Origin of the sequence: Roseibacillus ishigakijimensis (assembly GCF_016595415.1) — a bacterium.
Classification (GTDB): Bacteria; Verrucomicrobiota; Verrucomicrobiia; order Verrucomicrobiales; family Akkermansiaceae; genus Roseibacillus; species Roseibacillus ishigakijimensis.
This window is the reverse complement of record NZ_JAENIO010000030.1, coordinates 1-25,088: the sequence shown is the minus strand read 5'-3', so window position 1 is coordinate 25,088 and position 25,088 is coordinate 1. Positions and strand designations below refer to the sequence as shown.

General features: G+C 60.0%; 17 protein-coding genes and 1 tRNA gene. 14 read left to right on the top strand and 4 right to left on the bottom strand.

Annotation, left to right across the window (positions count from 1 at the left end):
* Positions 1-373 precede the first annotated feature (373 nt).
* The 4 genes from ilvB (at position 374) to JIN78_RS11740 (ending at position 3,840) form a co-directional block, all read left to right on the top strand.
* The gene (gene ilvB / locus JIN78_RS11755) at positions 374-2,104 is read left to right on the top strand and encodes a biosynthetic-type acetolactate synthase large subunit (RefSeq protein WP_200392170.1); all 1,731 of its coding nucleotides are present in this window, start codon (positions 374-376) and stop codon (positions 2,102-2,104) included.
* 88 nt (positions 2,105-2,192) lie between these two features.
* Entirely contained in the window at positions 2,193-2,729 is a 537-nt protein-coding gene (gene ilvN / locus JIN78_RS11750; RefSeq protein ID WP_200392169.1) for an acetolactate synthase small subunit, read from the top strand.
* Positions 2,730-2,741: 12 nt separating this feature from the next.
* Entirely contained in the window at positions 2,742-3,257 is a 516-nt protein-coding gene (locus JIN78_RS11745) for a DUF2059 domain-containing protein (RefSeq protein WP_200392168.1), read from the top strand.
* Complete coding sequence (locus JIN78_RS11740; protein ID WP_307833001.1) at positions 3,247-3,840, top strand: DNA-3-methyladenine glycosylase I; 594 nt, start codon at positions 3,247-3,249, stop codon at positions 3,838-3,840. Before JIN78_RS11745 ends, JIN78_RS11740 begins: the two co-directional genes overlap by 11 nt.
* Here JIN78_RS11740 and JIN78_RS11735 read toward each other — a convergent pair.
* Complete coding sequence (locus JIN78_RS11735; protein ID WP_200392167.1) at positions 3,837-4,799, bottom strand: pectate lyase family protein; 963 nt, start codon at positions 4,797-4,799, stop codon at positions 3,837-3,839. The genes JIN78_RS11740 and JIN78_RS11735 overlap by 4 nt on opposite strands.
* A gap of 200 nt (positions 4,800-4,999) precedes the next feature.
* On the opposite strand from JIN78_RS11735, the gene JIN78_RS11730 reads away from it, so the two are divergent.
* The 3 genes from JIN78_RS11730 to JIN78_RS11720 are packed head-to-tail and all read left to right on the top strand — an operon-like array spanning position 5,000 to position 9,734.
* Positions 5,000-7,882, top strand: coding sequence for a PSD1 and planctomycete cytochrome C domain-containing protein (locus JIN78_RS11730; protein ID WP_200392166.1), 2,883 nt, complete (start codon positions 5,000-5,002; stop codon positions 7,880-7,882).
* A gap of 1 nt (position 7,883) precedes the next feature.
* Positions 7,884-9,353, top strand: coding sequence for a DUF1501 domain-containing protein (locus tag JIN78_RS11725; protein ID WP_200392165.1), 1,470 nt, complete (start codon positions 7,884-7,886; stop codon positions 9,351-9,353).
* Between the two features lie 30 nt (positions 9,354-9,383).
* Positions 9,384-9,734 carry a tRNA-binding protein gene (locus tag JIN78_RS11720; RefSeq protein ID WP_200392164.1) on the top strand — a complete coding sequence of 117 codons (351 nt, stop codon included), beginning with the start codon at positions 9,384-9,386 and terminating at the stop codon, positions 9,732-9,734.
* 6 nt (positions 9,735-9,740) lie between these two features.
* On the opposite strand, the gene JIN78_RS11715 is transcribed toward JIN78_RS11720, so the two are convergent.
* On the bottom strand, positions 9,741-11,522 hold the full coding sequence (locus tag JIN78_RS11715; protein WP_200392163.1) for a rhamnogalacturonan lyase: 1,782 nt from the start codon (positions 11,520-11,522) through the stop codon (positions 9,741-9,743).
* A gap of 196 nt (positions 11,523-11,718) precedes the next feature.
* Here JIN78_RS11715 and JIN78_RS11710 point away from each other — a divergent pair, with 196 nt between their 5' ends.
* The 5 genes from JIN78_RS11710 to JIN78_RS11690 all read left to right on the top strand — a co-directional run bounded on the left by JIN78_RS11710 (position 11,719) and on the right by JIN78_RS11690 (position 18,976).
* A complete protein-coding gene (locus JIN78_RS11710; protein ID WP_200392162.1) occupies positions 11,719-14,517 on the top strand; it encodes a sensor histidine kinase in 2,799 nt (932 codons plus the stop codon).
* On the top strand, positions 14,514-15,182 hold the full coding sequence (locus tag JIN78_RS11705) for a response regulator (protein WP_200392161.1): 669 nt from the start codon (positions 14,514-14,516) through the stop codon (positions 15,180-15,182). Before JIN78_RS11710 ends, JIN78_RS11705 begins: the two co-directional genes overlap by 4 nt.
* A gap of 120 nt (positions 15,183-15,302) precedes the next feature.
* Positions 15,303-18,368, top strand: a complete 3,066-nt coding sequence (locus JIN78_RS11700) for a CBM96 family carbohydrate-binding protein (protein ID WP_200392160.1) — start codon at positions 15,303-15,305, stop codon at positions 18,366-18,368.
* Between the two features lie 147 nt (positions 18,369-18,515).
* Positions 18,516-18,692, top strand: a complete 177-nt coding sequence (locus JIN78_RS11695; RefSeq protein ID WP_200392159.1) for a hypothetical protein — start codon at positions 18,516-18,518, stop codon at positions 18,690-18,692.
* Positions 18,689-18,976: a hypothetical protein gene (locus JIN78_RS11690; protein ID WP_200392158.1), complete on the top strand. Its 288-nt coding sequence runs from the start codon at positions 18,689-18,691 to the stop codon at positions 18,974-18,976. Before JIN78_RS11695 ends, JIN78_RS11690 begins: the two co-directional genes overlap by 4 nt.
* On the opposite strand, the gene JIN78_RS11685 is transcribed toward JIN78_RS11690, so the two are convergent.
* The gene (locus tag JIN78_RS11685) at positions 18,977-20,830 is read right to left on the bottom strand and encodes a glycoside hydrolase family 15 protein (RefSeq protein WP_200392157.1); all 1,854 of its coding nucleotides are present in this window, start codon (positions 20,828-20,830) and stop codon (positions 18,977-18,979) included.
* Positions 20,827-23,034: a bifunctional alpha,alpha-trehalose-phosphate synthase (UDP-forming)/trehalose-phosphatase gene (locus JIN78_RS11680; RefSeq protein WP_200392156.1), complete on the bottom strand. Its 2,208-nt coding sequence runs from the start codon at positions 23,032-23,034 to the stop codon at positions 20,827-20,829. The genes JIN78_RS11685 and JIN78_RS11680 overlap by 4 nt, the downstream gene beginning before the upstream one ends.
* Positions 23,035-23,264: 230 nt before the next feature.
* On the opposite strand from JIN78_RS11680, the gene JIN78_RS11675 reads away from it, so the two are divergent.
* Together JIN78_RS11675 and JIN78_RS11670 are read left to right on the top strand one after the other, a co-directional pair.
* Positions 23,265-24,662 (top strand): MATE family efflux transporter, encoded by a 1,398-nt coding sequence (locus JIN78_RS11675; protein ID WP_200392155.1) that lies wholly within the window; start codon positions 23,265-23,267, stop codon positions 24,660-24,662.
* Positions 24,663-24,685: 23 nt separating this feature from the next.
* Positions 24,686-24,777: transfer RNA gene (locus JIN78_RS11670), tRNA-Ser, on the top strand.
* The last annotated feature ends 311 nt before the right edge of the window (positions 24,778-25,088 follow it).

Sequence of the window (25,088 nt, the reverse complement as noted above, 5' to 3'; positions counted from 1 at the left end):
TTTAAGAGAATTTCCGAAGAACGGCAAACCCCTTCACTCTTTCTCCTGACCAGACCTTATAAAAACACTTGAAAAACAAACCTCTCCCCAACTCACAAAGCTTTTCCCAAACGGGCCCTTTTTGCTTCAGAAACCTTAAACAGTCTGCAGACGGCCTCCCAGAGACCGCAGAGTCCACCTTACCGAAGGAGAGAACAATTGGCAAAAATGGCGCGCTTTCCCTCACCAGAGAAGCGAAGAAACCTCAATTTCCCGAAAAAAACGTCGTTTTCAGGTTGAGAGCACCCTAAAAAATCACCTTTTTGCCCAAAAATAACAATTTTCGACTTGCAAATCGAGCCACCAGAGACGAAAAACCCTCTCAACCCAAATTATGGCCAAGAAACAAGCACTCGACGGCGCGCAAGCGCTCATCAAAACCCTCGATGACCTCGGGATCGAATATATTTTCGGTTACTCGGGCGGGGCTGCCATTCCTATCTTCGACGCGCTCGAAACGGTCAAGACCAAGATGAAGTTTATTCTGGTCCGCCACGAACAAGGCGCAGTCCACATGGCAGACGGATACGCCCGGGCCACGGGCAAACCCGCCGCCGTGCTGGTCACTTCCGGCCCTGGGGCAGGAAATACCGTGACCGGACTGATGACCGCGATGATGGACTCGGTGCCCATGATTGTGCTTTGCGGCCAGCAAGTGACCTGGATGTTGGGTAAGGACGCCTTCCAAGAGGCTGACATTTTCGGAATCACCATCCCGGTGGTGAAGCACAACTATCTGGTGAAGGACACCAACGCGCTCGCTCGCATCGCCCGCGAGGCGTATCACATCTCTACCACCGGGCGCCCCGGCCCTGTTTTGATCGATATTCCCAAGGACATTTCCTCGGGAGATTTCACCGGAGACCTCAATCCTCCCCTGGACTTGCCCGGCTACGATCCCACCGAGTCGATGACCATCGATCCCACTCCAGTGGAGGAGGCGGCGGCTCTCATCGCTCAGGCCAAACGCCCCGTCATCTTGGCCGGACAGGGTTGCATGATTGCACGAGCGGACAAGGAGCTCATGCAGCTGGCCACCACCCTGGGCAGCCCGGTGACTTCCACCTTGCTCGGCAAGGGCGTCTTCCCCGAGACACATGACCTCTCTCTGGGTATGTTGGGCATGCACGGGACCGCCTATGCCAACAAGGCCATGGTGGAATGCGACCTCCTCATCAATGTCGGCTCCCGCTTCGATGACCGCATCATCGGCAAGCCCGACAAATTCTGTCAGGACGCCAAGATCATCCATATCGATATCGACCCGGCGGAGATGGACAAGATGATCCGCCCCGATGTCCAGATCGTGGGTGATGCCAAAGCCGCTCTCAACCACCTCTTGGAAAAAGTGCAGCCCCTCGAGACCGCCGAGTGGCTCACCCGCCTGGATGGTTACAAGAAGAAGTTCCCTCTCAGCTACCGCAAGCAGGGTGGTCTGCGTATGCAGCAGGTCATCGCCGAGCTTTACGAGCAAACCGAAGGCAAGGCCATCGTGACCACCGACGTGGGCCAACACCAGATGTGGGCCGCCCAGTTTTACAAGAACGACGAGTCCTTCCACTGGATTTCCTCCGGCGGGGCCGGCACAATGGGCTTTGGCTTCCCCGCGGCCATCGGAGCGCAATTGGCACAGCCTGAGAAATGCGTCATTTCCATCGCTGGTGATGGCGGCTTCCAAATGACCTTGTTCGAATTGGCCACCGCGCAGATTCACAAGCTCCCCATCAAGATCGTGGTCCTCAACAACCACTACCTCGGCATGGTGCGCCAATGGCAGGAACTCTTCTTCGACAACCGGGAATCCGGGGTCGATCTCCTCGGCAACCCCGACTTCTGTAAACTCGCCGCCGCCTACGACATTCCCAGCGTCAACATCAAGCGCCCGGCCGATGTCTCCCGCAAGATCGAGGAAGCGCTCGCCTACAACGACGGTCCCATTCTCATTCATGCCGAGTGCGTGAAGACCGAGAACGTCTTCCCCATGATTCCCGCCGGTGCAGCGATTGAAGACATGATCACCGAGCCGCCCAAGACCAAGATGGCCAAGCCCGTTGGCTCCACCTGAAGCCAGACCTTCCCTTCACGCGGGCGGCTCCGGTCGCCCGCTTTTCCTTGTCTCCTTCTTCATTTTCTTCAACTTTTAAACTCTTTCCATGAAAACGATTGTCACTACCGACACCCCGGCCGAGGACACTTCCCGCGGCGGCGCCCACACTCTTTCCGTTCTCGTCAACAACAACCCCGGCGTGCTCATGCGCATTTGTCAGGTTTTCGCCCGACGGGGCTTCAACATCGACTCACTGGTGGTCTCGGAAGGCCGCAAAAAGCAATTCTCCCGCATGACCATCGGCATCTCAGGTGATCCCGAGGGCTTGGAGCAAATCATCAAGCAGGTCAACAAGCTCATCGACGTCATTCACTGCTACGAGCACACCGCCGAGAACGCGGTGGTGAAGGAAATGCTCCTCGTCAAAGTGCTCGTCGACGCCAGCCAGCGCACCGAAGCGCTGCAAATCGTCGACCATTTCGGCGGCAAGGCCCTCGATCTCACTCCGAAGTCCATGATCACGATGTTTCAAGGTGATAGCCCGAAGATCGATGCTGCCATCGGCATGCTCTCTTCCTTCAAGATCATCGAAACGGTCCGCACCGGAAAAGTTGTCATGGCCAGGGGCGAGCAACCCACCTAGAGTGGGGGTGCGATGAAAGCACTTCTTATCTCCTCAACTCTCGCCCTGCTCACCCTCTTGGCACCAGCTCAAGACGGGGAGCCCAAAGCCGCTGCGGCCGCCCAACTCCTCGACACCATGAAGGTGCGCGAGCAGATGGCCGTCGGCTTTCATGCCGCCATGGGACCCAGCCTGCAGCCCATGATCGAGCAGATGGGTCTCAATGAGGCCCAAGTGGCCGAACTGAACACGATCTTCACCGCCTGGTGGGAAGAAGATATCGATCAGGAGGCAGTCATCGCCAAGTTCACCGAACTTTACACCGAGACTTTCACCTTGGAGGAGCTGCGCGAACTCGACGCCTTTTACCAAACTCCTCTCGGCCAGAAGGTCCTCCACACCATGCCCGAGCTGACCCAGAAGGGCATGCAAATCGGGATGGAAGCAGCCCAGAACGAACAGGAGGCTCTCAAGAAGCGCATGCAGGCCTTCCAGGAAAAGGTGATGGAAGATCAAGCCGACGCGGAGGACGCCGCTGGTGACGAGTGAGCTCCCAGAGGGCTTGGCCTATGGTCCTGACGGATTGCCCCGCTGCTGGTGGGGCAATTCAGCGGACGATTACCGCCATTACCATGACCACGAATGGGGACGTCCGGTCCATGACGACCACCTCCTCTTTCAAAAAGTCGCCTTGGAGAGCTTTCAGTCCGGCCTGAGCTGGCTCACCATTCTACGCAAGCGCGACCATTTCCGTGCCGCCTTCGCCAACTTCGACTTCGAAAAAGTCGCCCGCTTTGACGAGAAGGATGTCGCCCGCCTCCTCGGCGATGCCGGCATCATCCGCCATCGGGGCAAGATCGAAGCCACCATCAACAATGCCCGCCGCGCCTGCGAGCTGGTGGGCGACTACGGCAGCCTCGACCACTTTTTCTGGCAATTCGTCCCCCCGGCTAGCGAACGCCCGGCCCACGTGGAGAAAGCCTCTCTGCCCGCCCACAGCCCCACCTCCACCCGACTGGCCAAGGAGCTGAAAGCGAGAGGGTGGAAGTTCGTAGGGCCGACGACCGCCTATTCCCTGATGCAGGCCTGCGGACTGGTCAACGACCACCTCGAAGGCTGCTCTTTTCGCTAGCGGTGGCCCGCCCGTTCGCGCACGATTTCGGCAACCCGCTCCACCGGATCGGGCTGGAACTCGTAAGGCACCTCAAAGACCGGAAAGGAATTTTCCATGTAGCCGGGCTCATGCGAGCCTTGTGAAAACTTGAGGTGCCGCCAGCCGATACGCCCATCCTTGCTGCCACCGTGGTCCTTCCACGCCTGGCGAACTCCGGCGAAATGAGTGGCTTCGACGCGGACCTGGCACTCTTTGCCCGTGCCAATGGCGTAGCCGGTGTCGGCAAAATCATAAAGATTGTTGTAGAGATGGACTTGGCCAAAGCGAACCCGGGGCTGCCGTCCACGCACCCCGGTCGTGTACCAATTGTGATGGAGAGTGACCCGTAACTTGCCCCGATCCCCGGTTGCCTTGTCACTATTGCCAATGAGATGCGCAAAAGAATGGCTATCCGGGTTCTCGAAGAAAAACCGGCACCAGGAGATGGTCACCAGATCTGCCCCCCGCACAATGGAACAAAGTTCGTCACTGCTATCGCGAAAATCGCACTGGGTCACGAAAACACGGCGGGCCCCGGAAATCTCCATCAAGTCGCCTTTCGCGGGCCCAAAGCTAAGCCCCTGCACGATGACGTTCTCGCCTTGGATTTTGAAAGCCCCCCCCGAGAAGCCCGCATCCGCGGCCACCCCGGAAAGAGTGGTGTGGGAGCCGATAGAGACACTTTTACTGAGAACAATCGGACCCGCGACGTGGATCACCTTTTTCTCATGACCTTTCACCGCGGCGAGGAAAGAGGCCTCATCCGCCACCCGGACCGGTCTGGCTTCTCCCCCTCCCGAAGTGCCTTTTCCCAGAGCCGCAAAACCGTCGGCCTGCAGCTCCGCCCAGAGCGGTCCCCCAGCAAGCGCGAGTAGACAAACAAGGACGGCCCCTCCTCTTCCCAAGGGGCGATTTTTTCCAAAAGTCTGTTGTTCCATCACTCGCCAAGCTGCCAAATGAAACCGGGGCCGACAAGCTCCAACCCTCCTCTTCCCTGGCCCAAAAATCCCGATTTTTGGGTAATTTCCGGTCCGGATGGCAGTAAACAAGTAGCAAAGAGCGGGAAACGACCCCGCCGGCAACCCCGAAAAAGGCAGGTGCTTAATTGCTTACCTGCCCCCCGATTCCTCCTTCAACCATGTCCAGAGTTCTCCGTCACCTACTCCTCCTCAGCCTTGGCTCCGGAAGTCTCGCTGCTGATATTTCCTTCAATTTCCAGATCCGTCCCATTCTTTCCAAGAACTGCATCGGCTGTCATGGACCGGACCCGGGGGATCGCAAGGCGGATCTGCGCTTGGACACCTTTGCGGGAGTGACCAATCCGGAGAGTGGCGATGCGGTCATCATCCCCGGAAAACCGGAGGAAAGCCTCTTCATGGAACGGGTCCTCACCGATGACCCTGACGACGTCATGCCCCCGCCGGAACACGGCCACAAGCTCTCCGCCGAACAAATTGCGCTCTTGGAACAATGGATTCGCGAAGGAGCGGAATACGAGACCCACTGGTCCTTCGCGCCTGTCGCCAATCCCGAGCCCCCGGCAGTCGCATCCTCGGCCTGGCCCCAAAACGAGGTCGACCACTTTGTCCTCGCCCAGCTTGAGAAGCTGGGCCTGGCACCCACCGCTCCGGCCAATCCGGTGGAGCTGCTCCGTCGCCTGGCGCTGGACCTCACCGGCTTGCCCCCCACCCTTGCGGAGGTCTCTACATTCAAAGAAGCCTATCGCGAGAATCCCCAGCAAGCGGTGGCGGAGGCGGCCGACCGCCTGCTCGCCTCTCCGGCCTATGGCGAGCACTGGGCCTCCATGTGGCTCGATATCGCCCGCTACGCCGACACCGTGGGCTACTCCGGCGACGAGCATCGCGACATCTGGCCTTGGCGCGACTGGGTCATCAAGGCCTACAACGACAACATGCCTTACGACCAGTTCATCATCGAGCAGGTCGCAGGCGATTTGCTACCCCAAGCCAGCGAGCAACAGAAGCTCGCCACCGCCTTCCACCGCCTCACCCTGAACAACAACGAAGGCGGCACCAATGACGAGGAGTTCCGCACCATCGCGGTGAAGGACCGCTTGAGCACGACGGTGAACTCCACCATGGGACTGACCGTGCGTTGTGCCGAGTGCCACACCCACAAATACGATCCCATCAGCCACGAGGAGTATTATCAACTCTACGCCTTCTTCAACCAGACGGCGGACTCCGACAAGCGCGACGACCGCCCGCGCATGCCGGTGATGCCCTTCGGCCACGAAGAGAAAACCCGCGAAATCAAGGCCCGCATTGCCGAGCTGGAGACTCAAGTGGACGCTCATAAGCCGTGGCAAGTTCTCACCTTTGACCAGATGGAGGGCACCGACGGTGTGGTCCTGCAATCCCAAGACGACGGCTCGGTGCTCGCCAGCGGCCCGAATCCGGACTACCCGACTTATCGCCTCTCCGCACCAGCGCCCGCCGGCCCCGTCTCGGCCCTGCGCCTCGAGCTCATTCCCGACGTCAGTCACAACGAATTCGTTGGTCGCGCCAGTGGCGGCGCAGTGGTGCTGACCCATGTGCGGCTGCTGGAGAAGAAAGCCGACGGCACGCAGGAGTGGCATCGCTTCAGCAAGGCCGTGGCCGATCACTCGCAGCCGAACCACGACATCAGCAAGGTCATCGGCGAAAAGCCCGAGAAATACGGTTGGGCGGTGAAGCATGACAAGGAAGGTCTCCGCGCGCGCCGCACAGCAGTGCTGGAGCTGGCCTCTCCCGTCACCCTCGCCCCCGACTCCCGCCTCGAAGTGGAACTGGTTTTCGAGGGTCCCTGGGTGCGCACCAGCGCCGGTCGCGTTCGCCTTGCCACCACCGCAGTCAGTGAGCCTGCCAAGAAATTCACCGAGAACACCCTCAATCCCATCGAGCGGCAAATCGCGGAACTGAAGAAAGAGCTGCCCCAGCCCATTCGCGTGCCGGTGACCGAGGATTTGCCGGCCGACAAGCAGCGCGAGACCCATCTCATGACCCGCGGCTCCTTCATGCAACTGGGCCAGAAGGTTTCTCCGGCTCTGCCCAAGGCCTTTGGTGAATTGCCTGCCGATGCTCCCCGCAATCGCCTGGGAGTGGCGCAATGGCTGGTCGCCGCTGACAATCCCCTCACCCCGCGGGTAGCGGTCAATCGCTACTGGGCACGCCTCTTCGGCATTGGCATTGTGGAGACTGAAGAAGACTTCGGTATGCAGGGAACCCTGCCCTCCCACCCCGACTTGCTCGACTGGCTGGCCCATCGCTTTGTCGAAACGGGCTGGGACCAGAAGGCCTTGCTCAAGCTGCTCGTCACTTCGGCCGCCTACCAGCAGGGTTCGGCGGCCACTCCGGACCGCCTGGAGAAGGATCCGCGCAATATCTATCTCTCCCGCGGTCCCCGCTTCCGCCTGACCGCCGAAGTGGTGCGCGACCAAGCCCTCGCCGTTTCCGGCCTGCTCAATCGCGAGCTCTATGGTGAACCGGTCTACCCGCCGACCCCCATCAAGCGCTTTGCCAACGCCTTCCTCGGCGACACCATCTGGGTCGAGAGCGAAGGACCGGACCGCTACCGGCGGGCGATTTACACTTACCTCAAGCGCTCCAATCCCCACCCCCTCTTCGAGACCTTTGACATGGCCTCCCGGGATGTCTGCGTGCTGCGCCGCTTCCGCACCAATACCCCCTTGCAGTCCTTCATGACTCTCAACGATGTGGTCTTTGTGGAAGCCGCCCAAGCCCTCGCCCGGACCATGAAAAAGTCCTCAGACAACCTGGAGGAGCAAATCCAAGAGGGCTTCCGCCAGGTGCTCTTGACGGAGGGAACCTCTTCCCAGGTGGACGCCCTGCGCGCCCTCTACGAAGAGACTCTCCCCACTTATCAGAACAACCGCGACGAGGCCCACCAGTTGGCAGGCACCGTTCCGGAACCCGTGAGCGACGAGGAGGCAGCCGAAGTGGCCGCTTTGACCGTCGTCGCCAATGTCATGCTCAACCTCGACGCTTTCCTTTGCAAATAAGATGAACCGAATCGACCCCGTCAACGAAGTCAGCCTGGCTCGCGCGCAGGCCCTTACCCGCCGTCACTTTTTGCAACGCTGCAATGCCGGACTGGGTGCGATTGCCCTGAACCAGCTTCTCGGTCAATCCGCCGGGGCGGCCAGTGCCGTCCCCGAGGCCCAGCCCCAGATCCCGATGTTTGCCCCCAAGGCCAAGCAGGTCATCTACCTGCACATGGCCGGCTCGCCGCCGCAGCACGAGATGTTCGATTACAAGCCGGAGCTGATGAAGCATCACCTCCAGCCTTGTCCGGAAGAATTCATTGAAGGCAAGACCTTTGCCTTCATCAAAGGCCGTCCCAAGCTCTTGGGCTCCATTTACGACTTCCAGCAATATGGGGAGTCGGGGGCCTGGGTAGGGGAAACCATGCCCCACCTCGCCCAGCACGTGGATGATTTGTGCTTCATCAAGTCCATGCGCACGGACCAGTTTAACCACGCTCCCGCGCAGCTGCTCTTGCACACCGGCAATGCCCAGTTTGGAGGCGCTTCCATGGGCGCTTGGGTCACCTACGGCCTCGGCTCGATGAACAATAACTTGCCCGGCTACATGGTCATGGTCTCTGGAGGCAAGAACCCTTCGGGCGGCAAATCACTTTGGGGAAGCAGCTTCCTCCCCTCGGTCTACCAGGGGGTGCAATGTCGCGCCAAGGGCGATCCCATCCTCTATGTCTCCAATCCCGACGGCATGTCCCGCGACATTCGCCGTCGCAGCCTGGACACTCTCAATCAACTGAACCGAATGGAATTGCAACAATTCCAAGACCCGGAAACCCTCACCCGCATCGAGCAATACGAGCTCGCCTACCGCATGCAGGTGGCCGTGCCGGGAGTGATGGATATCAGCAAAGAAAGTCCGGCGACCCTGGAAAAATATGGCGCCAAGCCCGGCGAAGCCTCCTTTGCCAACAACTGCGTGCTCGCCCGGCGACTCATCGAGCAAGGGGTGCGCTTCGTGCAACTCTTCGACTGGGGCTGGGACCTCCACGGGACGGCCAAAGTGGATGACCTCGAAACCCAATTCCCCAAAAAATGCCTCGAAACCGACCGCCCCATCGCGGCCTTGCTCTCCGACCTCAAGGAGCGCGGCTTGCTGGAAGACACCCTGGTCGTTTGGGGAGGAGAATTCGGCCGCACCCCGATGAATGAAGCCCGTGGCGGGTCCAAACTGCTGGGCCGCGATCACCATCCGGACTGCTTCACCACCTGGATGGCGGGCGGCGGCGTGAAGCCCGGCCTCACCTACGGGGCCACCGATGAGCTGGGCTACTCGGTGACCGAGAATCCAGTGCATGTGCACGACTTCCAGGCCACCATCCAGCATTTGCTCGGGCTCAATCCCCACCAGCATTCTTTCCCCTATCAAGGGCTCAATCAGCGGCTCATCGGGCCAACCAGTGCGCCCAAGGTGGTTCATGACATCCTTGCCTGAAGACAGTTCTTTCCCCAAAAAGGGTCCGCAATGACAGACGAGAATCCCTCGATCGAGTGGGCGGACTTCACCAAAGTGGACCTCCGCGTCGGCACCATCGTGTCCGCGGAGGAATTTCCAGAAGCGCGCAAGCCTGCTTACAAACTGCAGGTGGACTTCGGGCCCGGGATTGGCCTGCGCAAATCCAGTGCCCAAATCACCGCTCTCTATTCACCAGAGGAGCTGGTCGGCCGCCAGGTGCTGGGGGTGGTCAACTTCCCTCCCAAGCAAATTGGTCCCGTGCGCTCGGAATGCCTCGTCACCGGCTTTCACCGTGAGGACGGCGCGGTCGTGCTGGCCGCTCCCGACTCCCCCGTGCCCAATGGCACCCGCCTGCTGTGATTCCCCTTACTCTAGGAAATAGCTAAGACGCGGAGCCTTGTTGTAGACCACATTCTGCAAGGCCACCGAGAGCCGGTAAGCGCGATCCTGCATCAGGCAGGTGACCCGATGTTCACTGGGAATGGTGGTGGTGTAGAGGCGCAAACTCTTGCCCCCGGGCCCGAGCAGAAGCACTTCCTCCCGCCAATCTCCCAGAAAGTCTCCGGTGAGATTGGGCCAGCGCGAGAGGTAGCGCCCGCGACGACGGTTCTCGTAGGGCCAGGGAAAGCGATGGAGTTCCTCAGTCTCTTCCTGCTGCCAATTCCATTTGAAAAGACGATAGCCGCCGTAGATTTCGCGCATCAAGTCGCCATCCCACCACACCAGCCAATCCGTCTGGCGTGGCTCTTGCGCAAAGACTTCTCCCTCGATGGTGCGCAACCCCGTGCGATGGCCCCAGACCTCCATCCCCGGATGGCGCGGATCGATATTGGCCACCAGCCCCACACTGATGTCGCGCCCCGGGCTGTGTGTCCAGAGGGGCGCGCCCGTGCCCGCGTCGTGCAAACCCGCTCCCGGGGTTTGCCAACGCACGGTGTGACCCTCATTCTCAGTGACGAGATAGAGCTCCAAGCCCTCACGACGCGGGTCGAGGTCGCCCACCGCCAAGGTATCGCCATGGCGCCGTCCGGTGGAGTAGAGGCCGCTGCCATCATCATCCACCGTCATGGCCTGATAGACGATTTCATCGCGACCATCGCCGTCGACATCAGCCACCGCGAGGGAATGACCTCCCATCCCGGCGAACTCGGACACCCCTTCGTAGGGAGGGTAGGCCGGCCCGGTATCGAAGGTCCAACGGCGCGTGAGCTGCCCCTCCCGCCAATCCCACGCCACCAGAGCCGTGCGCCCGTAGACGCCCCGCGCCATCACCAGGCTGGGTCGCTCGCCATCGAGATAGGCAACACAGGCGAGGAAGCGATCACAGCGATTGCCATAGGAATCCGTGCCCCCATTGCCCCCACGCCCACCCCAGCCATCGATGGGGTCCCGCCCGGGCAAGTAGTCGGTGGTGATCAATTCCGCCCCACTCCGCCCCTCAAAAATGGTCAAAAATTCCGGGCCAGCAAGGATGCGGCCGTAGCTCTTGCTCCCTTCCTCCCGGTTGACCCAATCAGCCGCCTCATCTCCGATGATCTTTCCCTCCCCATCGCGGGTGCCATCGGCAGTCTTGCAAGCGACCTCAGCCCGCCCATCTCCATCCAAGTCGTAGACCATGAACTGGGTGTAATGCTCGCCCTCACGAATGTTGCGCCCGAGCTCGATGGTCCATAGGCAGGTGCCGTCCAACTCGTAGGCCTCCAAAATAGGGGGACTGGTCATCCCGGCAGAACCATTGTCACGGCTTTCACCCACAAAATGAACGACAAATTCATACTCGCCATCACCATCCAGATCCGCAAGCGAGCAGTCCCCGGCGCGATAGCCCTCCTTTTCCTGCAAAGGGATTTCCCAATACGATTCCTCCCGTAGCTCAACCGTCATCCCCCCCTCTTCTCCGGCCAAAGAGACGCGATAGGAGGGGGCGGGAGAAGGGTCGAGATAATTGGTCCCGGGCCCGGGAAGGGCCACCCGCTCTTCCTGGTCACCATTGATACGATAAAGCTCGTAGACAGCATCTCCGGCCTCACTGGCCAGGGCCCGCCAGCTGACAAAGGCCTCGCCCTTGTCCGTTTTCACCGCCACCAAGCCCCGGCCGAGCTGCTCCGCACCCTGCCCCGTCAGGAGCAGGAGGAAGAGTGCCGCCAACGTTGTTTTTCCCCTCGTCATTTGCCCCTCCTACCGACCGCGACCTCCCCAGCTATCAGGCAAAGGGCAAGTTTTTGCATTTCGGCAGAGCGAGGCTCAAACCCTTACCCCAAAAGGGTTATTCGCCTCCCGGGGCAATGACTTTCCTCGCTCCGGGGCTCGACAGGGGGCGGCCGGAAGGGCAGATTCCATCCTCATGCAACCCTTCCTTCTGCTCGTCTGCTTCCTCCTCGCAGGGGCGCTCGGTGCAGCCGGACAGAAGCAAGAATTTCTCGTGCGGATTTGGCAATCAGAAGACGGCCTCCCCGGCAATGTGGTTCGCTCCCTCACCCAGACCCGGGATGGTGCCCTTTGGGTCGCGACTGCGGAAGGCTTGGCTCAATTCAACGGCATCGAGTTCGCCAAGCTCTCCCCTCCCGGCCAGAGTCAGGGCGAACGGCTGCAATTTTTCCGCCTCTTCACTCTGAACGACGATAGCATTTGGGTCTCCACCTTCGACGGCCGACTCTTTCAAGTGGAGAAAGAAAGCGGGCAGCTGCGAGAGACAACCCTGCCCCCCACGGGTGGAGAAGAGCCCTCGCCGGTGATCACACGCCTTTTCCAGCACGAAGGGTCCACCTACTGCGTTCGTAGTCGAACTCTCTGGCAGGTCGCTCCCGAGAAGGGGAAAATTACCTCCCCTGCTCCCGAGCTGGCCCACGCCTCTCGCGAGGACCTCGCCCGCCAGCAACAACGGGGACGCGACGAACAACTCAAATCTCCCCACCAATTGCTCGATCCCGAGGGTGGCCGCTGGCGGCTTGCAGGCCAGGAGCTCACCTACCAGGCACCTGGTAGCCGCCACGCCCACCCGGTAGCGGCCGAGCTACAGGGTCGCCTGCTGATCAACGACATGCTCTTTGACCGGGAAGGCAATCTCTGGCTGGCAAGTCCGGTGCAAGGCCTCGTGCGCCTCCGGCCCCGCCGCGTCTCCCTCTTTGCCACCGACCAGGGACCCTATCGCAAGGCCTCCTACGCCGCGATGGAAACCCGGGACGGCACTTGGTGGATCGGCCCCCGCAGTGGCGGAATCGATGAAATCCGGGCGGGACAGCTCACCCACCACGAGCTGGTCTCGGGGGGCTACCCCCGCCCCATCGTCAGCATGCTGGAAGACAGCCAGGGCCAGCTCTGGTTTGCCGCCCGGGATGGCTCCCTTTTCCACAAGCCCAATGGCCGCATCCTGCCCGTCTTCACCGGGGAGGAGGGCATCTCCAAAGTCAAGGCCATTGCGGAAGACGAAAAAGGCCATTTGTGGTTTGGGGGCAGCAACGGCCTCTACCATTGGGATCGGGAGGTCATCACCTCTTTCGCCGGGGAGCCCCTCTTGGCCGGGCAGGAAATCTCCACCTTGGCATTTGCCCCCGGGGGCAAACTTTATCTGGGAACCACCTCTGGTCGCATTCTTTCCTACCATGAGAAAAATTGGCAGCTGGTGAGGGAACCCGGCGAGGGCGGTCGCCGCTGGATATCGAGCCTCCTCCCCCTCGCCTCCGACGAGCTCTGGGCCACCACTCTCGGGGAAGGCCTGCTGCTCTGGAAAAATGGCCACTGGCACCCCCTCGCCCCCTCTTCTGGCTTGCCCGAGACGCGCTTGACCGGCCTCGCGATCGCTCCCGGCAACGAAGACGCCCTCTGGCTGGGCTCGTTGGGCGGCATTCTCCAAGTCTCGCGCCAGGCCCTTCTCGCCCACCTCCTGGCGGGAGCCTCTCCCCCCGGCTGGATGCGCTTGGATCGCTCCGACGGACTCCCCACCCGCGAGTGCGTGGGAGGGGCCCACCCCGCCATTATCCGCGACCAACAAGACCGCCTCTGGTTTCCCACCGTCAACGGTCTCGCCGGTATCGAGCCCCAGAGATTCCCCATCCAAAGAACACCCCCCTCCCTGACGGTGGATCAAATCACCGTCAATGGTCAGCCGCGGCCCCTGCGGGCGAAAAACATCACCGTCGGTCCGGGCGAGATGCGACTCGGCTTCCACTTCACCGGACTGAACCTCAGTGCTCCCGAAAAGGTCACCTATCGCGTGCAGCTGGAGGGCCATGATGATGCGCCCCGCTTCCTCGGCACCCAACGCGAGGTGAGCTACCCGGCGGTCGCGCCCGGCTCCTACCGCTTCCTCGTCACGGCCCGCAATGGCGATGGCTTCGCCACCGAAGAGCCCACCGTCGTCGCCGTCCGGGTGCAACCCCACTTTTGGCAGACCCCCTGGTTTTTGCTCCTCACCCTGGCCAGCGCGCTGGGTTTGGCCGCTCTGCTCAGCGCCTATTTCGCGCGACGCCGGATGAAGGGCAAGCTCCAGCAGCTCCGCCTGCAGGGAGCGCTGGAAAACGAGCGCTCCCGGATCTCCCGGGATCTGCACGACGATTTGGGGGCCTCCCTCACCGAGTTGTCCCTCCTCTCCGCCCTCGCGGAAGAGGACCCCGACGAGAGCACCCTGCGTCCGGCTTTGCGAAATCTCTCCCAAAAGACCCGACAGGTGGTCACCGCCTTGGACGAGATCGTTTGGGCCACCACCCCGACCGAGGACAGCCTGCACTCCTTGGTGGAATACCTCAGCGCCTTCGCCCGGGAATTCCTCGATGCCGCGCAAGTCACTCTCCGCACCGACATCACCCGCGACATTCCCGATCTCCCCATCGGTCCCCGCCGCCGCCACGGCGTCTACCTCAGTATCCGGGAGGTTCTCAACAACGCGGTCAAACATTCGGAGAGCCCGGTGATTCACTTCCGCATCGCCATCGATCGGGAGCGGGAATTGATGCTTGTAGAAATCCGGGATGAGGGAAAAGGCTTCACGCCGTGTGAGAACCGCCACCGTGGAAATGGTCTTTCCAACCTTCCCCGCCGGATGCAAAGCTGTGGAGGAAATTGCGAAATCTCCAGCGAACCCGGCCAGGGAACCACCGTTCTCCTCACTCTCCCTCTCTACCGAAAAACCCCTTCTCCACTATGAATAGCCAACCAGTGATCGATGTCGGAATCGTCGAAGACAACGCCCCTTTGGGTGAAAGTCTCCGCAAAATCGTGGAATCCAGCGACCGCCTCCGCTGCCTCGGCGTGTGGGGAACGGGTGAGGATGCCCTCAAAAAAATCGATGCCTTCCGCCCCCAGGTCGTGCTCATGGATATCAATTTACCCGGGATGTCCGGCATCGAAGCCACTGCTCGGCTGAAACAATTTCTCCCCGAGATCCAAGTCATCATGGTCACCGTTTACCGTGACCACGACAAAATTTTTGCCGCTCTCAAGGCCGGGGCCTCGGGCTATCTGCTCAAGCGCTCTTCGCCGGCCGAAGTGCGCGAAGCCATCCTGGGCGTCTGCACGGGAGGAGCGCCCATGAGTGCCGAGATCGCGCGGCGCATCGTGGAAGCCTTTCATCAGCCCTCTGCCGAAGCCCCCGAGGAGATGAATCTTTCCCCTCGCGAGAATGACATCCTCGAGCAGCTCTGCGAAGGCCTCGCCAATAAGGAAATCGCCGATCGGCTCGGGATCTCGGTGGAAACGGTGCGGGTCCACCTCAAGCACATATACGAGAAGCTTCACGTCCGTTCCCGCACGGAGGCCGCCATGAAATACCGCGACTCCCGCCAAGCCGGCACCTGGCTCGGGGGAAGCTGAAAATACCCACGAAGAGGTATATCCCCGGAGAGTGGTTTTGCGCTTGAATGATAGTGATTGATAACCGGAGCACGCCCCATCGGCTCCTTCATTCACTCCTTCATTCACTCCTTCAAGCAAATGAAAACCAACCCAACCTTTTTGAAAACCCTCCTCCCCCTCGGCGCAGGTTTCGCCCTGAGCGGACAGACCTGGGGAGTCGATATCACCACTGCAGATGGCAACGGATTCGACGGCACGCTAACCGAAATCAACTACAGTGGAGTTTATGACGGTGGCTTCGACACCACCTCCTATCGCAACAACGTCTATCAGAACGGAAATCTGAGACATCTCCTCATTGTCCTGAAGTTCGATGTTTCCGCGAGCGGCCTCTCAGGTGACGATGTTTCGTCTGCCAGCATCACCCTCACCGCGCAAGGCTCATCCGGCAATGTGCGGGGCCGCAATTTGGAACTTTTTCTTGGCGACGACTCCCTCATTGACGAGAACTTGCGCTACGATGCGGCCAATCCATTCATCGACGACGCCTATCCGGCAGAAGGAGAAGTGGTAGGGGATGTTGACTTCGCCACCGGAACGACCCAGAACCTACTAACCTTTAACAACACCAGCGATGAAGGAACGACGGTCACTTTTGGTGATGATAACGCCGACTTCTTGGCCGCAGTTAAAGAGGCTCTTGACGGAGACGGCTTTCTAACATTTATCATTCATGGCGGAAACTCCCAATACCTCCCCTACTCGGACAATGATACCGACGTCAACCGGATGCCGACTCTCACCCTCGTCTCCAATTTGGACACCGACAACGACGACCTTCCTGATGATTGGGAAATCAGCAACTTTGGAGACATCACCACTTATGGTAAAGATGACGACCCGGATAGCGACGGATTCTCCAACATTCAGGAATTCGAGGCTGGCTCAAACCCCGATGACTTCTTCTCGATCCCCGGAGACATTGACGGTGATGAGCTCACTGATCTTTGGGAGGATGAGTGGTTTGGGAACAATGACGGAGTGATTGACGAGGCAGAACTGGCTCTCCAATCAGGTCTCGACGATCCGGATGGCGACTTTGGCGATAATACCGCCGAGGAAGAAGCCGGCACCGACCCGCAAAATGCCTTGGATTTCCTGGATGAAGACAATGGCGGCTCTGGCGATGGCCTGAACGATTGGTGGGAAAACCACTACTTTTTCAACACCACGACAGCGACCGATCCGGCGGGCGACAATGATGGCGACGGCGACACCAATCAGGAAGAATACGAGGGCGGCTCGGACCCCAACTGGAACCAATCCGTCGTGGGCGACATTGATGGCGACACTCTCCCCGATGGCTGGGAACTGCAGTATTTTGGGAATTTGACCACCTCGGACTTTCCGGAGGATGATCTTGATGGCGATGGTGCCACCAATTTTCAGGAAGCGACCGCGACCCCCGTCCCTTCCGACCCGAACAACATCAACTCCGTGCCTGGAGACTCAGACGGCGATCAACTGCAAGACGACTGGGAACTCACCTACTTCCTTGATTTGGCCGAACAAAATGGCCTCCACGATCCGGACGGCGACCTCTACACCAATGAGGAGGAAGAAACGGCGGGCACCGATCCTCTCGATGAAAGCTCCTTTCTCGACAGCGACGGGGACGAACTGAATGACCGTTGGGAGGAAGAAGTCTACGGAGCCATCACCGTGGTCGATGACGCCTCCGACGATAGTGATGGCGACGGCGCGACCGCCCAGGAGGAATACCTCGCCGGGTCGGATCCAAACAACGGGGATTCGGGACCGGGGGACCGGGATGGCGACGGTTTGGATGACGAATTCGAGGAATTCTACTTTGGCACGGTGGCTCTCTATGGAGCCGACGATGATCCAGATGGCGACTTCGCGACCAATCTGGAAGAGCAGGACAATATTTCTGGCGAAACCAGCCCCACCCTAACCAACAACGCCCCGGACAACGATGGCGAAGGCGGCTTCGGCGACGGCTTGGGCGATGCCTGGGAAATTCACTCCTTTGGTGATACCAGCACCACCGATGATCCCGGGGAGCGGGATTTGGAAGATCCGACCCTTATTCTGAGCGGGGATCCCGATGGCGATGGCTACCTCAACAGCGAGGAATTTGCGGCCGGTTCCAATGGGAACGATCCTCTCTCTACCCCGGATACCGATGGCGATGGCTTGCCCGAGGGCTGGGAGCGCTCCTTCTTCAATGGAGACGAAACCACCCAAACCGGACAAGACGACTCCGACAGTGATGGCCACAGCAACCTACTCGAATACTTGGCCGGCACCGATCCGAGCGATGCCAGCTCGACCCCAAATCCGGGAATCCTGAGCACCGAATTGGGACGCGGGGCGGACACCGACCTTGCCAATGACGACCAAAACACCCCGGATTCTACTTTTGGAGAGGTGGCAGCCATCGCTATCCGCAACAACCGCTCCAGCCGGCTGCACATTCCCTTGCTCCGCTTCGACATCTCACTGCTGAGCGGCGACCTGAGCCAGGCAGCACTCCGCTTGCATGTGCCCTGGGCCTCCAGCACAGGAGGCACGATCAACGTTTACGGACTCCTCGATGGAAGTGCGGGCGAAGATTGGGACGAGACCAGCACCAGCTACGCCAACGCCCCCGGCATCATTGAGGCCGAGCGCGGCGTGCGCAACGTCTTTGCGTCTGATCCCCGCCAAGTGGTCTTACTCGGCACTTTCACGCCCAATGGGGAAGGAGTTTTCATCTCCAATCCCAAGAATTTGGATTTGTCGACCTTCCTCGAACGAGACGAGGACGGACTGGTGACCCTTTTCCTCGATGCTTCCAATGGCAACCGTTGGCATGGAATCACAATGAAGGAGCATGAAAGCGATCCGGCCCCTGCCCTCGTCCTCCCCTTTGCCTCCGTCAACACCCCGGTGACTAGCGGCCTTGAAATCGACGGCATCACGGTCGATCCCTCGGCGGGAGAAACGACCCTCAAGGTGGCAGGCCTGAGCGCGGGACAGGATTATCACCTTGAGACCCTGCAACCCGGAGCCATGACCTTCAGCCCCCTTGCCGAGTCCACTTTCACCGCTACCGGAAGCGCCCAAGATATCATTTTGAGCACGGACTTTTCGACAACGTCCACCCTTCTGATTCGGGTCAAAGAAGGAAGTGCGCCCTGATCCCCCGGGTGCTTGCATTTTTCCGTCTAGCAACCGAAAGCCCTGCCGGGAAAGACTCCGGGCAGGGCTTTTTCGCGTTTTTCCATCCGAGAGAAATTTCCTACCCCGCCCTTGCTCTCCGGTCTTAGCCTGCAATAGAGTCGGGGCATGAGAACGATGATGAACTTCACCCTCGCCATCCTGCTGCTGATTGCCTTTTTGGGTTCGGGCGCCTTTTTCGTTCTCATTTCCAAAGATTTGAAATTGGAGCGGCGCAGCGAGGAGAGCGCTCTCCCCGCCACCTCCGCCCCAGCCCCGCCAGCCGAGCCGCCTGCTAGCGAATGAGCTACGAGGATTACCAGGAGCTGATGCAAGCAGTGGTCGCCCGGCAAGGTTACGAGGGCTTCCACCCCTCGCTCTATCTCGTCGCGACGGAGGATCCCTTCCGCATTCTGGATTGCCCCCTTTCTCCGGAAGGCGAAGGCGAAAAAGCCAAGGCCTTTGCCGCCGAACTCCTCGCCGAAGGCGCGACAGCCTACCTCGCCTATCGCGCGGGAGAGCGAAAGGTCGAGGTCTGCCTCATCGAGGACTTTCAACTGACCGAGAAGGTCATCCTCCGCGTCCAGTGATCAGGACTGAATGAGTTCGTCATCTTCCTCGGCGGAAAGAGCCAGCGCGCAATCGATGAGGGCAAGATGGCAATAGGCCTGCGGAAAGTTGCCCAAATGGCGTCGAGTCCTGATATCGAGGTCCTCACCGTAGAGTTTGTGCTCGTTGGCAGCCGCGAGCAGGGACTCGAACATCTCCCGCCCCCGCTCCTTTTGCTTGATTTGGACCAGGGCTTTCACCATCCAGAAGGAACAGACCGTAAAGGCACTCTGAGGCTTTCCGAAATCATCCTCATTGCGATAGCGGAACATGAGGCCATCTTCGCAGAGCTCCTTTTCCGACTGCTCGACGGTAGAAACGAAGCGAGGATGAGTGGGATCGATGAAGCCATACTCGGCCATCAGCAAGTTCGAGGCATCGAGGTCGTCCGCCCCGTAGGCTTGCACGAAGGCTTGTTTGCTCTCTGACCAGCCCTTGGCATGAATATCCTCGTGGATGCGCGCCAGGGCGGGGCGTTGGGAGTCGGCCCAAGTGGTCTTGCCGAGCAGCTCGGCAATCTTGATGGCCCGATCAATCGCTACCCAGCAAAGCATCTTGGAAAAAACGAAATGCCGTTTCTCGCCCCGGATTTCCCAGATTCCCCGATCAGGCTCCTGCCAGGTGGCGAGGACAATCCGGGCCACCGAACGCACCCGCGTCCAGATCTGGTCGAGGGACTCGGGAGTGCGCCGCCGCAGCATCAAATCCTGATAGATGACATCCAGCATCACCCCGTAGATATCATGCTGATTCTGGGTGTAGGCAGCATTGCCAATGCGCACCGGCTGAGAGCCTTGGTAACCGGACAAGTGGTCGAGAGACTTCTCGGTCAACTCCCTCTCCCCGCGGATCCCATACATGATTTGCAAAGAATCATCCTTGGTGGGCATGGTTTGCAACATCCAGTCGATGAACCGGGAAGCCATGGAGGGGTGCCCGATCTTATGCAAGACCGCAACGGTCATGGAGGCATCGCGAATCCAACAAAAGCGGTAATCCCAATTGCGCTCTTCCCCAATGGTCTCGGGCAGCGAGGTGGTGGCCGCCGCCACCAACGCACCGGAAGGACTGAATTGCAGCATCTTCAGCAGCAGTGCACTCCGGATCATCTCCTCCTGATAGAGCTTGGTCTTGTGGGTGCGCTCCACCCAGAGCATCCAGTAGGCGCGCGTCCGCTGCAGCATGAGTTCCACCCGCGCGGGATTGGGCACCTGCACCTTGTCGTGATAGCTCAAAAGCAAAAACCCGTCCTTCTTCAGGGAAAACCCCTCTCCCCGCCGAATCGCTCCTGCATCCAGGTTGGTCCAGAGATAGACCGATTCATAGATCTCACAGCTGGGACCTTCCCAGTGGGTGGTGGCTTTGAGGCCCTGCCCGTGCTCTTCCACCCAAGTTTCCCCCCGGGCATATTCCAGCTTTGGATCAAAGGTCACTCTCACCTGCGGTTCCCCTTCCACCACGCGCAAAACCCGGACGATATCGGAGCTCACGTCCTCCCGACTCTCCACTCGGCTATCAGTGGTGTAGCGCGGCATGAAATCGATCAGTTCGAAGATGCCCGCCGCTCCCTGAAAGCGAGTGACGAGAATATTGGTATGCCGCTCATATTGCTGCGACACCACTTGCCCATCCACCATCGCGATGCCGAAACGGCCGCCCTTTTGCTCATCCAAGAGCGAGGCGAAAACGGTGCCGGAATCGAAGTCCGGCAGGCAGGCAAAGACAATGGAGCCCACGGCATCGACGAGAGCGCAGGTGCGCCCGTTGCCAATGAGAGCCATATGATAATCGTCGGAAAGGTCAGGCAAAGAAGGATTACTTTTGAGGTCGGTCATCGGTTGCTTGAGTGGGAAAGTTCGTGCTGCAGGCTTTCGAGAAAGACGCGCACGCCACTGGTATCGGTCCGATAATCAGCACGGGTCGAGCCAGAACCAACTTTGACAGTATAGAACTCCCTCGCGCTCGGGGTGAGGGCAAACATGGTCTCATCTGTCTGATCATCCCCGGCTGCGAAGGCAATCTTGCTCTGCCAGCGATCTAGAAGATGATCCACTGCGGCTCCTTTGCTCACCTGCAGGCTGGAGACCTCCACGATCTTTTTCCCATGATGAACCGTCACCGGCATATTGGCCGCCATGGCGGTGAGCTCGTCGAGGAGCCCCCGCGCCCGCCAGGCCCCGAACTCGGGCTCGGCATTGCGATAGTGCCAGACCACCGCCGACTGCTTTTCCTCCACATGGGTGCCCGGGGTAAAGAGCGCGGCCTCCTCGAGATGCTCGCGAATCTGGTGCCGCCAGTCGATGTCCACATGGGGATTGAGCAGCTCCCACTCCGTCATGCCTTCACCCAACCACCGGTAGCCGTGCTCGCCCACCAGGGTCAGCCCCAAGCCACCGAGGTGCTCTTGCAAGAAAGCCGGGGGACGCCCGCTCACGATGGCCACCTTCATCCTTTCCAATTCTGCCAGCGATTGCAGCAGAGGAGGCAGCTCCTCATCGGGCACCGCATCCTCCGGCTTATCGGTAAAGTCCCGCAAAGTGCCATCATAATCCAAAAAGAGCCCCACCGATTGGCCTTCCCGCCAGCTGGCCGCTATCTTTTTCGCCAAAGGCACCATCTCGGCGATGGCGACCCGCTGCTCCCGCTCCGGCACCCGGTCGAGCTCCTCCACGAAGCTCTGCGCCCAAGGACCACTATGGCGGAGGCGCAGACGCTTTTGCATGGACTGGATGCGCTTGCGCCGTTCCCCATCCGGCATCTCCAAAGCCCGCGCAATGGCTCCCGCCACCTCGTCGGTGTTGTGGGGATTGACTTGGATGGCATTGGAAAGCTCCTCCGCCGCGCCAGCCAATTCACTCAGAATGAGCACCCCCGGCCGGCCGGAAACCTCCTCCCGCTGGCAATCGAGAAACTCTTTGGCGACGAGGTTCATGCCATCGCGCAGGGGTGTCACCAGGCACACCTCCGAGAGGGCATAGAGCGCGGCCAAATCCTGAGGAGGAAACCCCCGGTGCAGGAACTGCACGGGAGAATGACCCACCCCGCCGAAATCGCCATTGATCGCGCCCACTGAACGCTGCACCTCCTCAGTCAGCTGGTCATACTCCTCCACCCCCTGCCGCGAGGGAACCGAGATGAGCACAAAGACCACTTCTTCCCGCTTGGAGGGATTGTTTTCCAAAAATCGCCGGATTCCCGCCAGCTTCTGCGGCACCCCTTTCGTGTAATCAAGCCGCTCCACACTGAGAACCAATCTCTTGCCATTCAACTCCTTGCGATGTGTTTCGACAATGCTCTCAAAGTCATCCCGCTGCATGCACTTCTCGAATCCGATGTGATTGTGGCCAATGGGAGCCGCCAGGAAGCGCACCTCCCGTCCCCCGTGCCAAATGCGATCCATCGCCGACTCCAAGCCCAGAACCCGCAAAAGGGAAGACCGGAAATGGCGGAGATAAGAATGGGTGTGGAAGCCAATGACATCCGCTCCCAGCAAGCCGCGCAACAACTCGGCGCGATGAGGCAGAACCCGAAATATCTCGCTACTGCAGAAGGGAGTGTGCAGGAAAAAGCCCACGCGAAGATTCTTGCCCGTGCCTCGCAAAAGCTCCGGCAACAGGAAGAGATGATAATCGTGCACCCAAATCATATCGCCCTCCTCCGCCACCTCGAGGACCTTGTCCGCAAAGCGTTGGTTCACGCGCACATAGGCCTCCCACCATTCCTGGGAAAAGTGGGTGCGCTCCACCATATAATGCAACAATGGCCAGAGAGTGGAATTGGCATACCCCTCGTAAAAGCCATCCAAATCCTTCTGGGAGAGGAAGACCGGCCACACTCCCTGCTCCCGCAATTGATCCGCAATCGCCCCGGTATCCGCGAAGTCCTCTTCCGCCCCTCCCGGCCAGCCCACCCACAGCTGTTCCACCTCCAGCTCCGCACCCTCCAGCGCGGAGGCCAGCCCTCCCGCCGTTCGAGTAGCCGTTCCATCAGCAGAAATTTTTACCGGCAAGCGGTTGGATACCATGATCAGTCGTTTCATATCAGTTCGCAGGGGGTTCGCAGCAAGCATTCCACCCCAGCCTAGCCAATGATCCCCTGAGGTCCACTCCTTAACGCAGCAGCCTCCTTTCATTATCGGGCAAAATGCACGGAAAAATCCGCTAAATCCCGCAAATTGCCCAGTTGCAGGCCCGCCGAAGGAAGGAAGAAAAGAGCGCCATCTTCCCGCTTCCCAAAGAGGGGCTGCCCCGCTTACTTCTCCACCCGCCCATGATCCTCGCCCAAGAAGCCCGCCTCACCCTCAAGCTCGCCTTTCCCCTCGTCATCGGGCAAGTCAGCCAAATGCTGCTGGGGGTCGCCGACACCGTCATGCTGGGTCAAGTAGGCGTCACCGAGCTCGCGGTCCTGACCTTTGCCAACTCCCTGTTCTATCTCCCCTTCGTCTTCGGCATCGGCGTGCTCACCGCGATTTCGGTCTTCACCGCCAATGCCCGGGGGGCCAACCAACCCGCCGCCGGGCGCGCCAGTTGCCGCCATGGCTTCCAAGTCGCCACCGTTCTCGGTGCCCTCCTCGCCCTGCTCTTCTGCGCGCTCACCCCCTTTCTCGATCGCTTTGACCAACCTGCGGAAGTCGTTGCCCGCACCCCCACCTTCTACCTGCTCATCATGAGCTCCCTCCTCCCCGCCCTCATGGCCATGGCGCTGAAAAGCCACGCCGATGCCATGGACCGCCCCTGGCCCGCCTTCTGGATCTTTCTCGCCGGCGTCGTCCTCAATATCTTCCTCAACTGGATTCTCATCTACGGCAACCTTGGTAGCCCGACCCTCGGTCTGGAGGGCGCTGGGATCGCCACTCTGGTCTCCCGCGTCGCCATCGTCCTGGGCATGCTCGCCTGGCTCATCAAATCACGCGACCTCGCGGACTGGGTGCCCCAACGCTGGCTCACCCCACCCCGGCGAACCGAAATCCGTCGCTTTTTTGGCATCGGCTTTCCCGCTAGCATCCAGATGACCTGCGAAGTGGCCGCCTTTTCCGCCGCCGCCCTTCTTATCGGCCGCTTTGGCGAAACCGCTCTTGCCGCCCACCAGATTGCCCTCATGTGCGCCGCCACCGCCTTCATGGTCCCCCTCGGCCTCGCTATGGCCCTGGGAGTGCGCATCGGAGAAGCCGCCGGACGCCAGGAACCCGATCGACTCCGCCCCATCGTCTTGTCCGGCTGGCTCATCGCCGCCTTCTGGGCCCTCCTCTCCGCCACTGTTTTTCTCACCTTGGGCGACAACCTCGCCTCCCTCTTCAACGAGAAACCCGCCGTCATCTCCCTCGCCGCCGCCATCCTCGTCGTGGTCGGCCTTTTCCAACTCTTCGATAGCCTGCAAATCACCGCCAGCGCCCTCCTGCGCGGTCTGCACGACACCCGGGTGCCCGCCCTCATCGGCTTCGTCGCCTACTGGCTCTGTGGTATCCCCATCGCCATCTGGCTCTCCAGTGGTTGGCAATGGCGGGCGGTCGGCGTCTGGTGGGGCCTCGCCGCCGGTCTCGCGGCTGCCTGCTTCACCCTCTGCTGGCGCATTTGGCAAAAGACCGATCCCCTCACCTTCACTCCCCCCGCTCCGGATACCGGTGAAAACTCACTAAATGAGGACTTGTCAAAACGGCAGCTCCCATAGTAGCTTCCGCCTCCGCACGCATCGGAGGGATGGCTGAGTCCGGTTTAAGGCACACGATTCGAAATCGTGCGTGGCAGGAATGTCACCGAGGGTTCGAATCCCTCTCCCTCTGCCAGATTTTCAACAAGTTACGCGCATTTTTAGAGACTGCCTGATTTGTTCAAAAAAGCAGTCGAATTGCGGTAAAATGCAGCCCAAAGCAGGGGCAAACGGGCAACAAACGGGCAACACTTTTTCGCCCGCCTGCTCGCCATCCTCCTACCGGGTAGGGGGGCGAATCCCTAGGGGTTCCCCATTGAAGAGCACGCCCAAGCGAAAATGATTGCTCTGCTCGCTGAGGGGGTGGGGTTTCGAGTTCTCCAAAGCTCTTTTTCGACAAGCTGAAAATCGATGCGTTCAGAATAGGACAGTGCGGGGAGGGGGGAG

What these genes read in the sequence shown, in the direction of transcription:
- ilvB (WP_200392170.1), top strand. Translation starts at nt 374, where the DNA reads ATGGCCAAGAAACAAGCACTCGACGGCGCGCAAGCGCTCATCAAAACC.
- ilvN (WP_200392169.1), top strand. Translation starts at nt 2,193, where the DNA reads ATGAAAACGATTGTCACTACCGACACCCCGGCCGAGGACACTTCCCGC.
- JIN78_RS11745 (WP_200392168.1), top strand. Translation starts at nt 2,742, where the DNA reads ATGAAAGCACTTCTTATCTCCTCAACTCTCGCCCTGCTCACCCTCTTG.
- JIN78_RS11735 (WP_200392167.1), bottom strand. Translation starts at nt 4,799, where the DNA reads ATGGAACAACAGACTTTTGGAAAAAATCGCCCCTTGGGAAGAGGAGGG.
- JIN78_RS11730 (WP_200392166.1), top strand. Translation starts at nt 5,000, where the DNA reads ATGTCCAGAGTTCTCCGTCACCTACTCCTCCTCAGCCTTGGCTCCGGA.
- JIN78_RS11725 (WP_200392165.1), top strand. Translation starts at nt 7,884, where the DNA reads ATGAACCGAATCGACCCCGTCAACGAAGTCAGCCTGGCTCGCGCGCAG.
- JIN78_RS11720 (WP_200392164.1), top strand. Translation starts at nt 9,384, where the DNA reads ATGACAGACGAGAATCCCTCGATCGAGTGGGCGGACTTCACCAAAGTG.
- JIN78_RS11710 (WP_200392162.1), top strand. Translation starts at nt 11,719, where the DNA reads ATGCAACCCTTCCTTCTGCTCGTCTGCTTCCTCCTCGCAGGGGCGCTC.
- JIN78_RS11705 (WP_200392161.1), top strand. Translation starts at nt 14,514, where the DNA reads ATGAATAGCCAACCAGTGATCGATGTCGGAATCGTCGAAGACAACGCC.
- JIN78_RS11700 (WP_200392160.1), top strand. Translation starts at nt 15,303, where the DNA reads ATGAAAACCAACCCAACCTTTTTGAAAACCCTCCTCCCCCTCGGCGCA.
- JIN78_RS11695 (WP_200392159.1), top strand. Translation starts at nt 18,516, where the DNA reads ATGAGAACGATGATGAACTTCACCCTCGCCATCCTGCTGCTGATTGCC.
- JIN78_RS11690 (WP_200392158.1), top strand. Translation starts at nt 18,689, where the DNA reads ATGAGCTACGAGGATTACCAGGAGCTGATGCAAGCAGTGGTCGCCCGG.
- JIN78_RS11685 (WP_200392157.1), bottom strand. Translation starts at nt 20,830, where the DNA reads ATGACCGACCTCAAAAGTAATCCTTCTTTGCCTGACCTTTCCGACGAT.
- JIN78_RS11680 (WP_200392156.1), bottom strand. Translation starts at nt 23,034, where the DNA reads ATGAAACGACTGATCATGGTATCCAACCGCTTGCCGGTAAAAATTTCT.
- JIN78_RS11675 (WP_200392155.1), top strand. Translation starts at nt 23,265, where the DNA reads ATGATCCTCGCCCAAGAAGCCCGCCTCACCCTCAAGCTCGCCTTTCCC.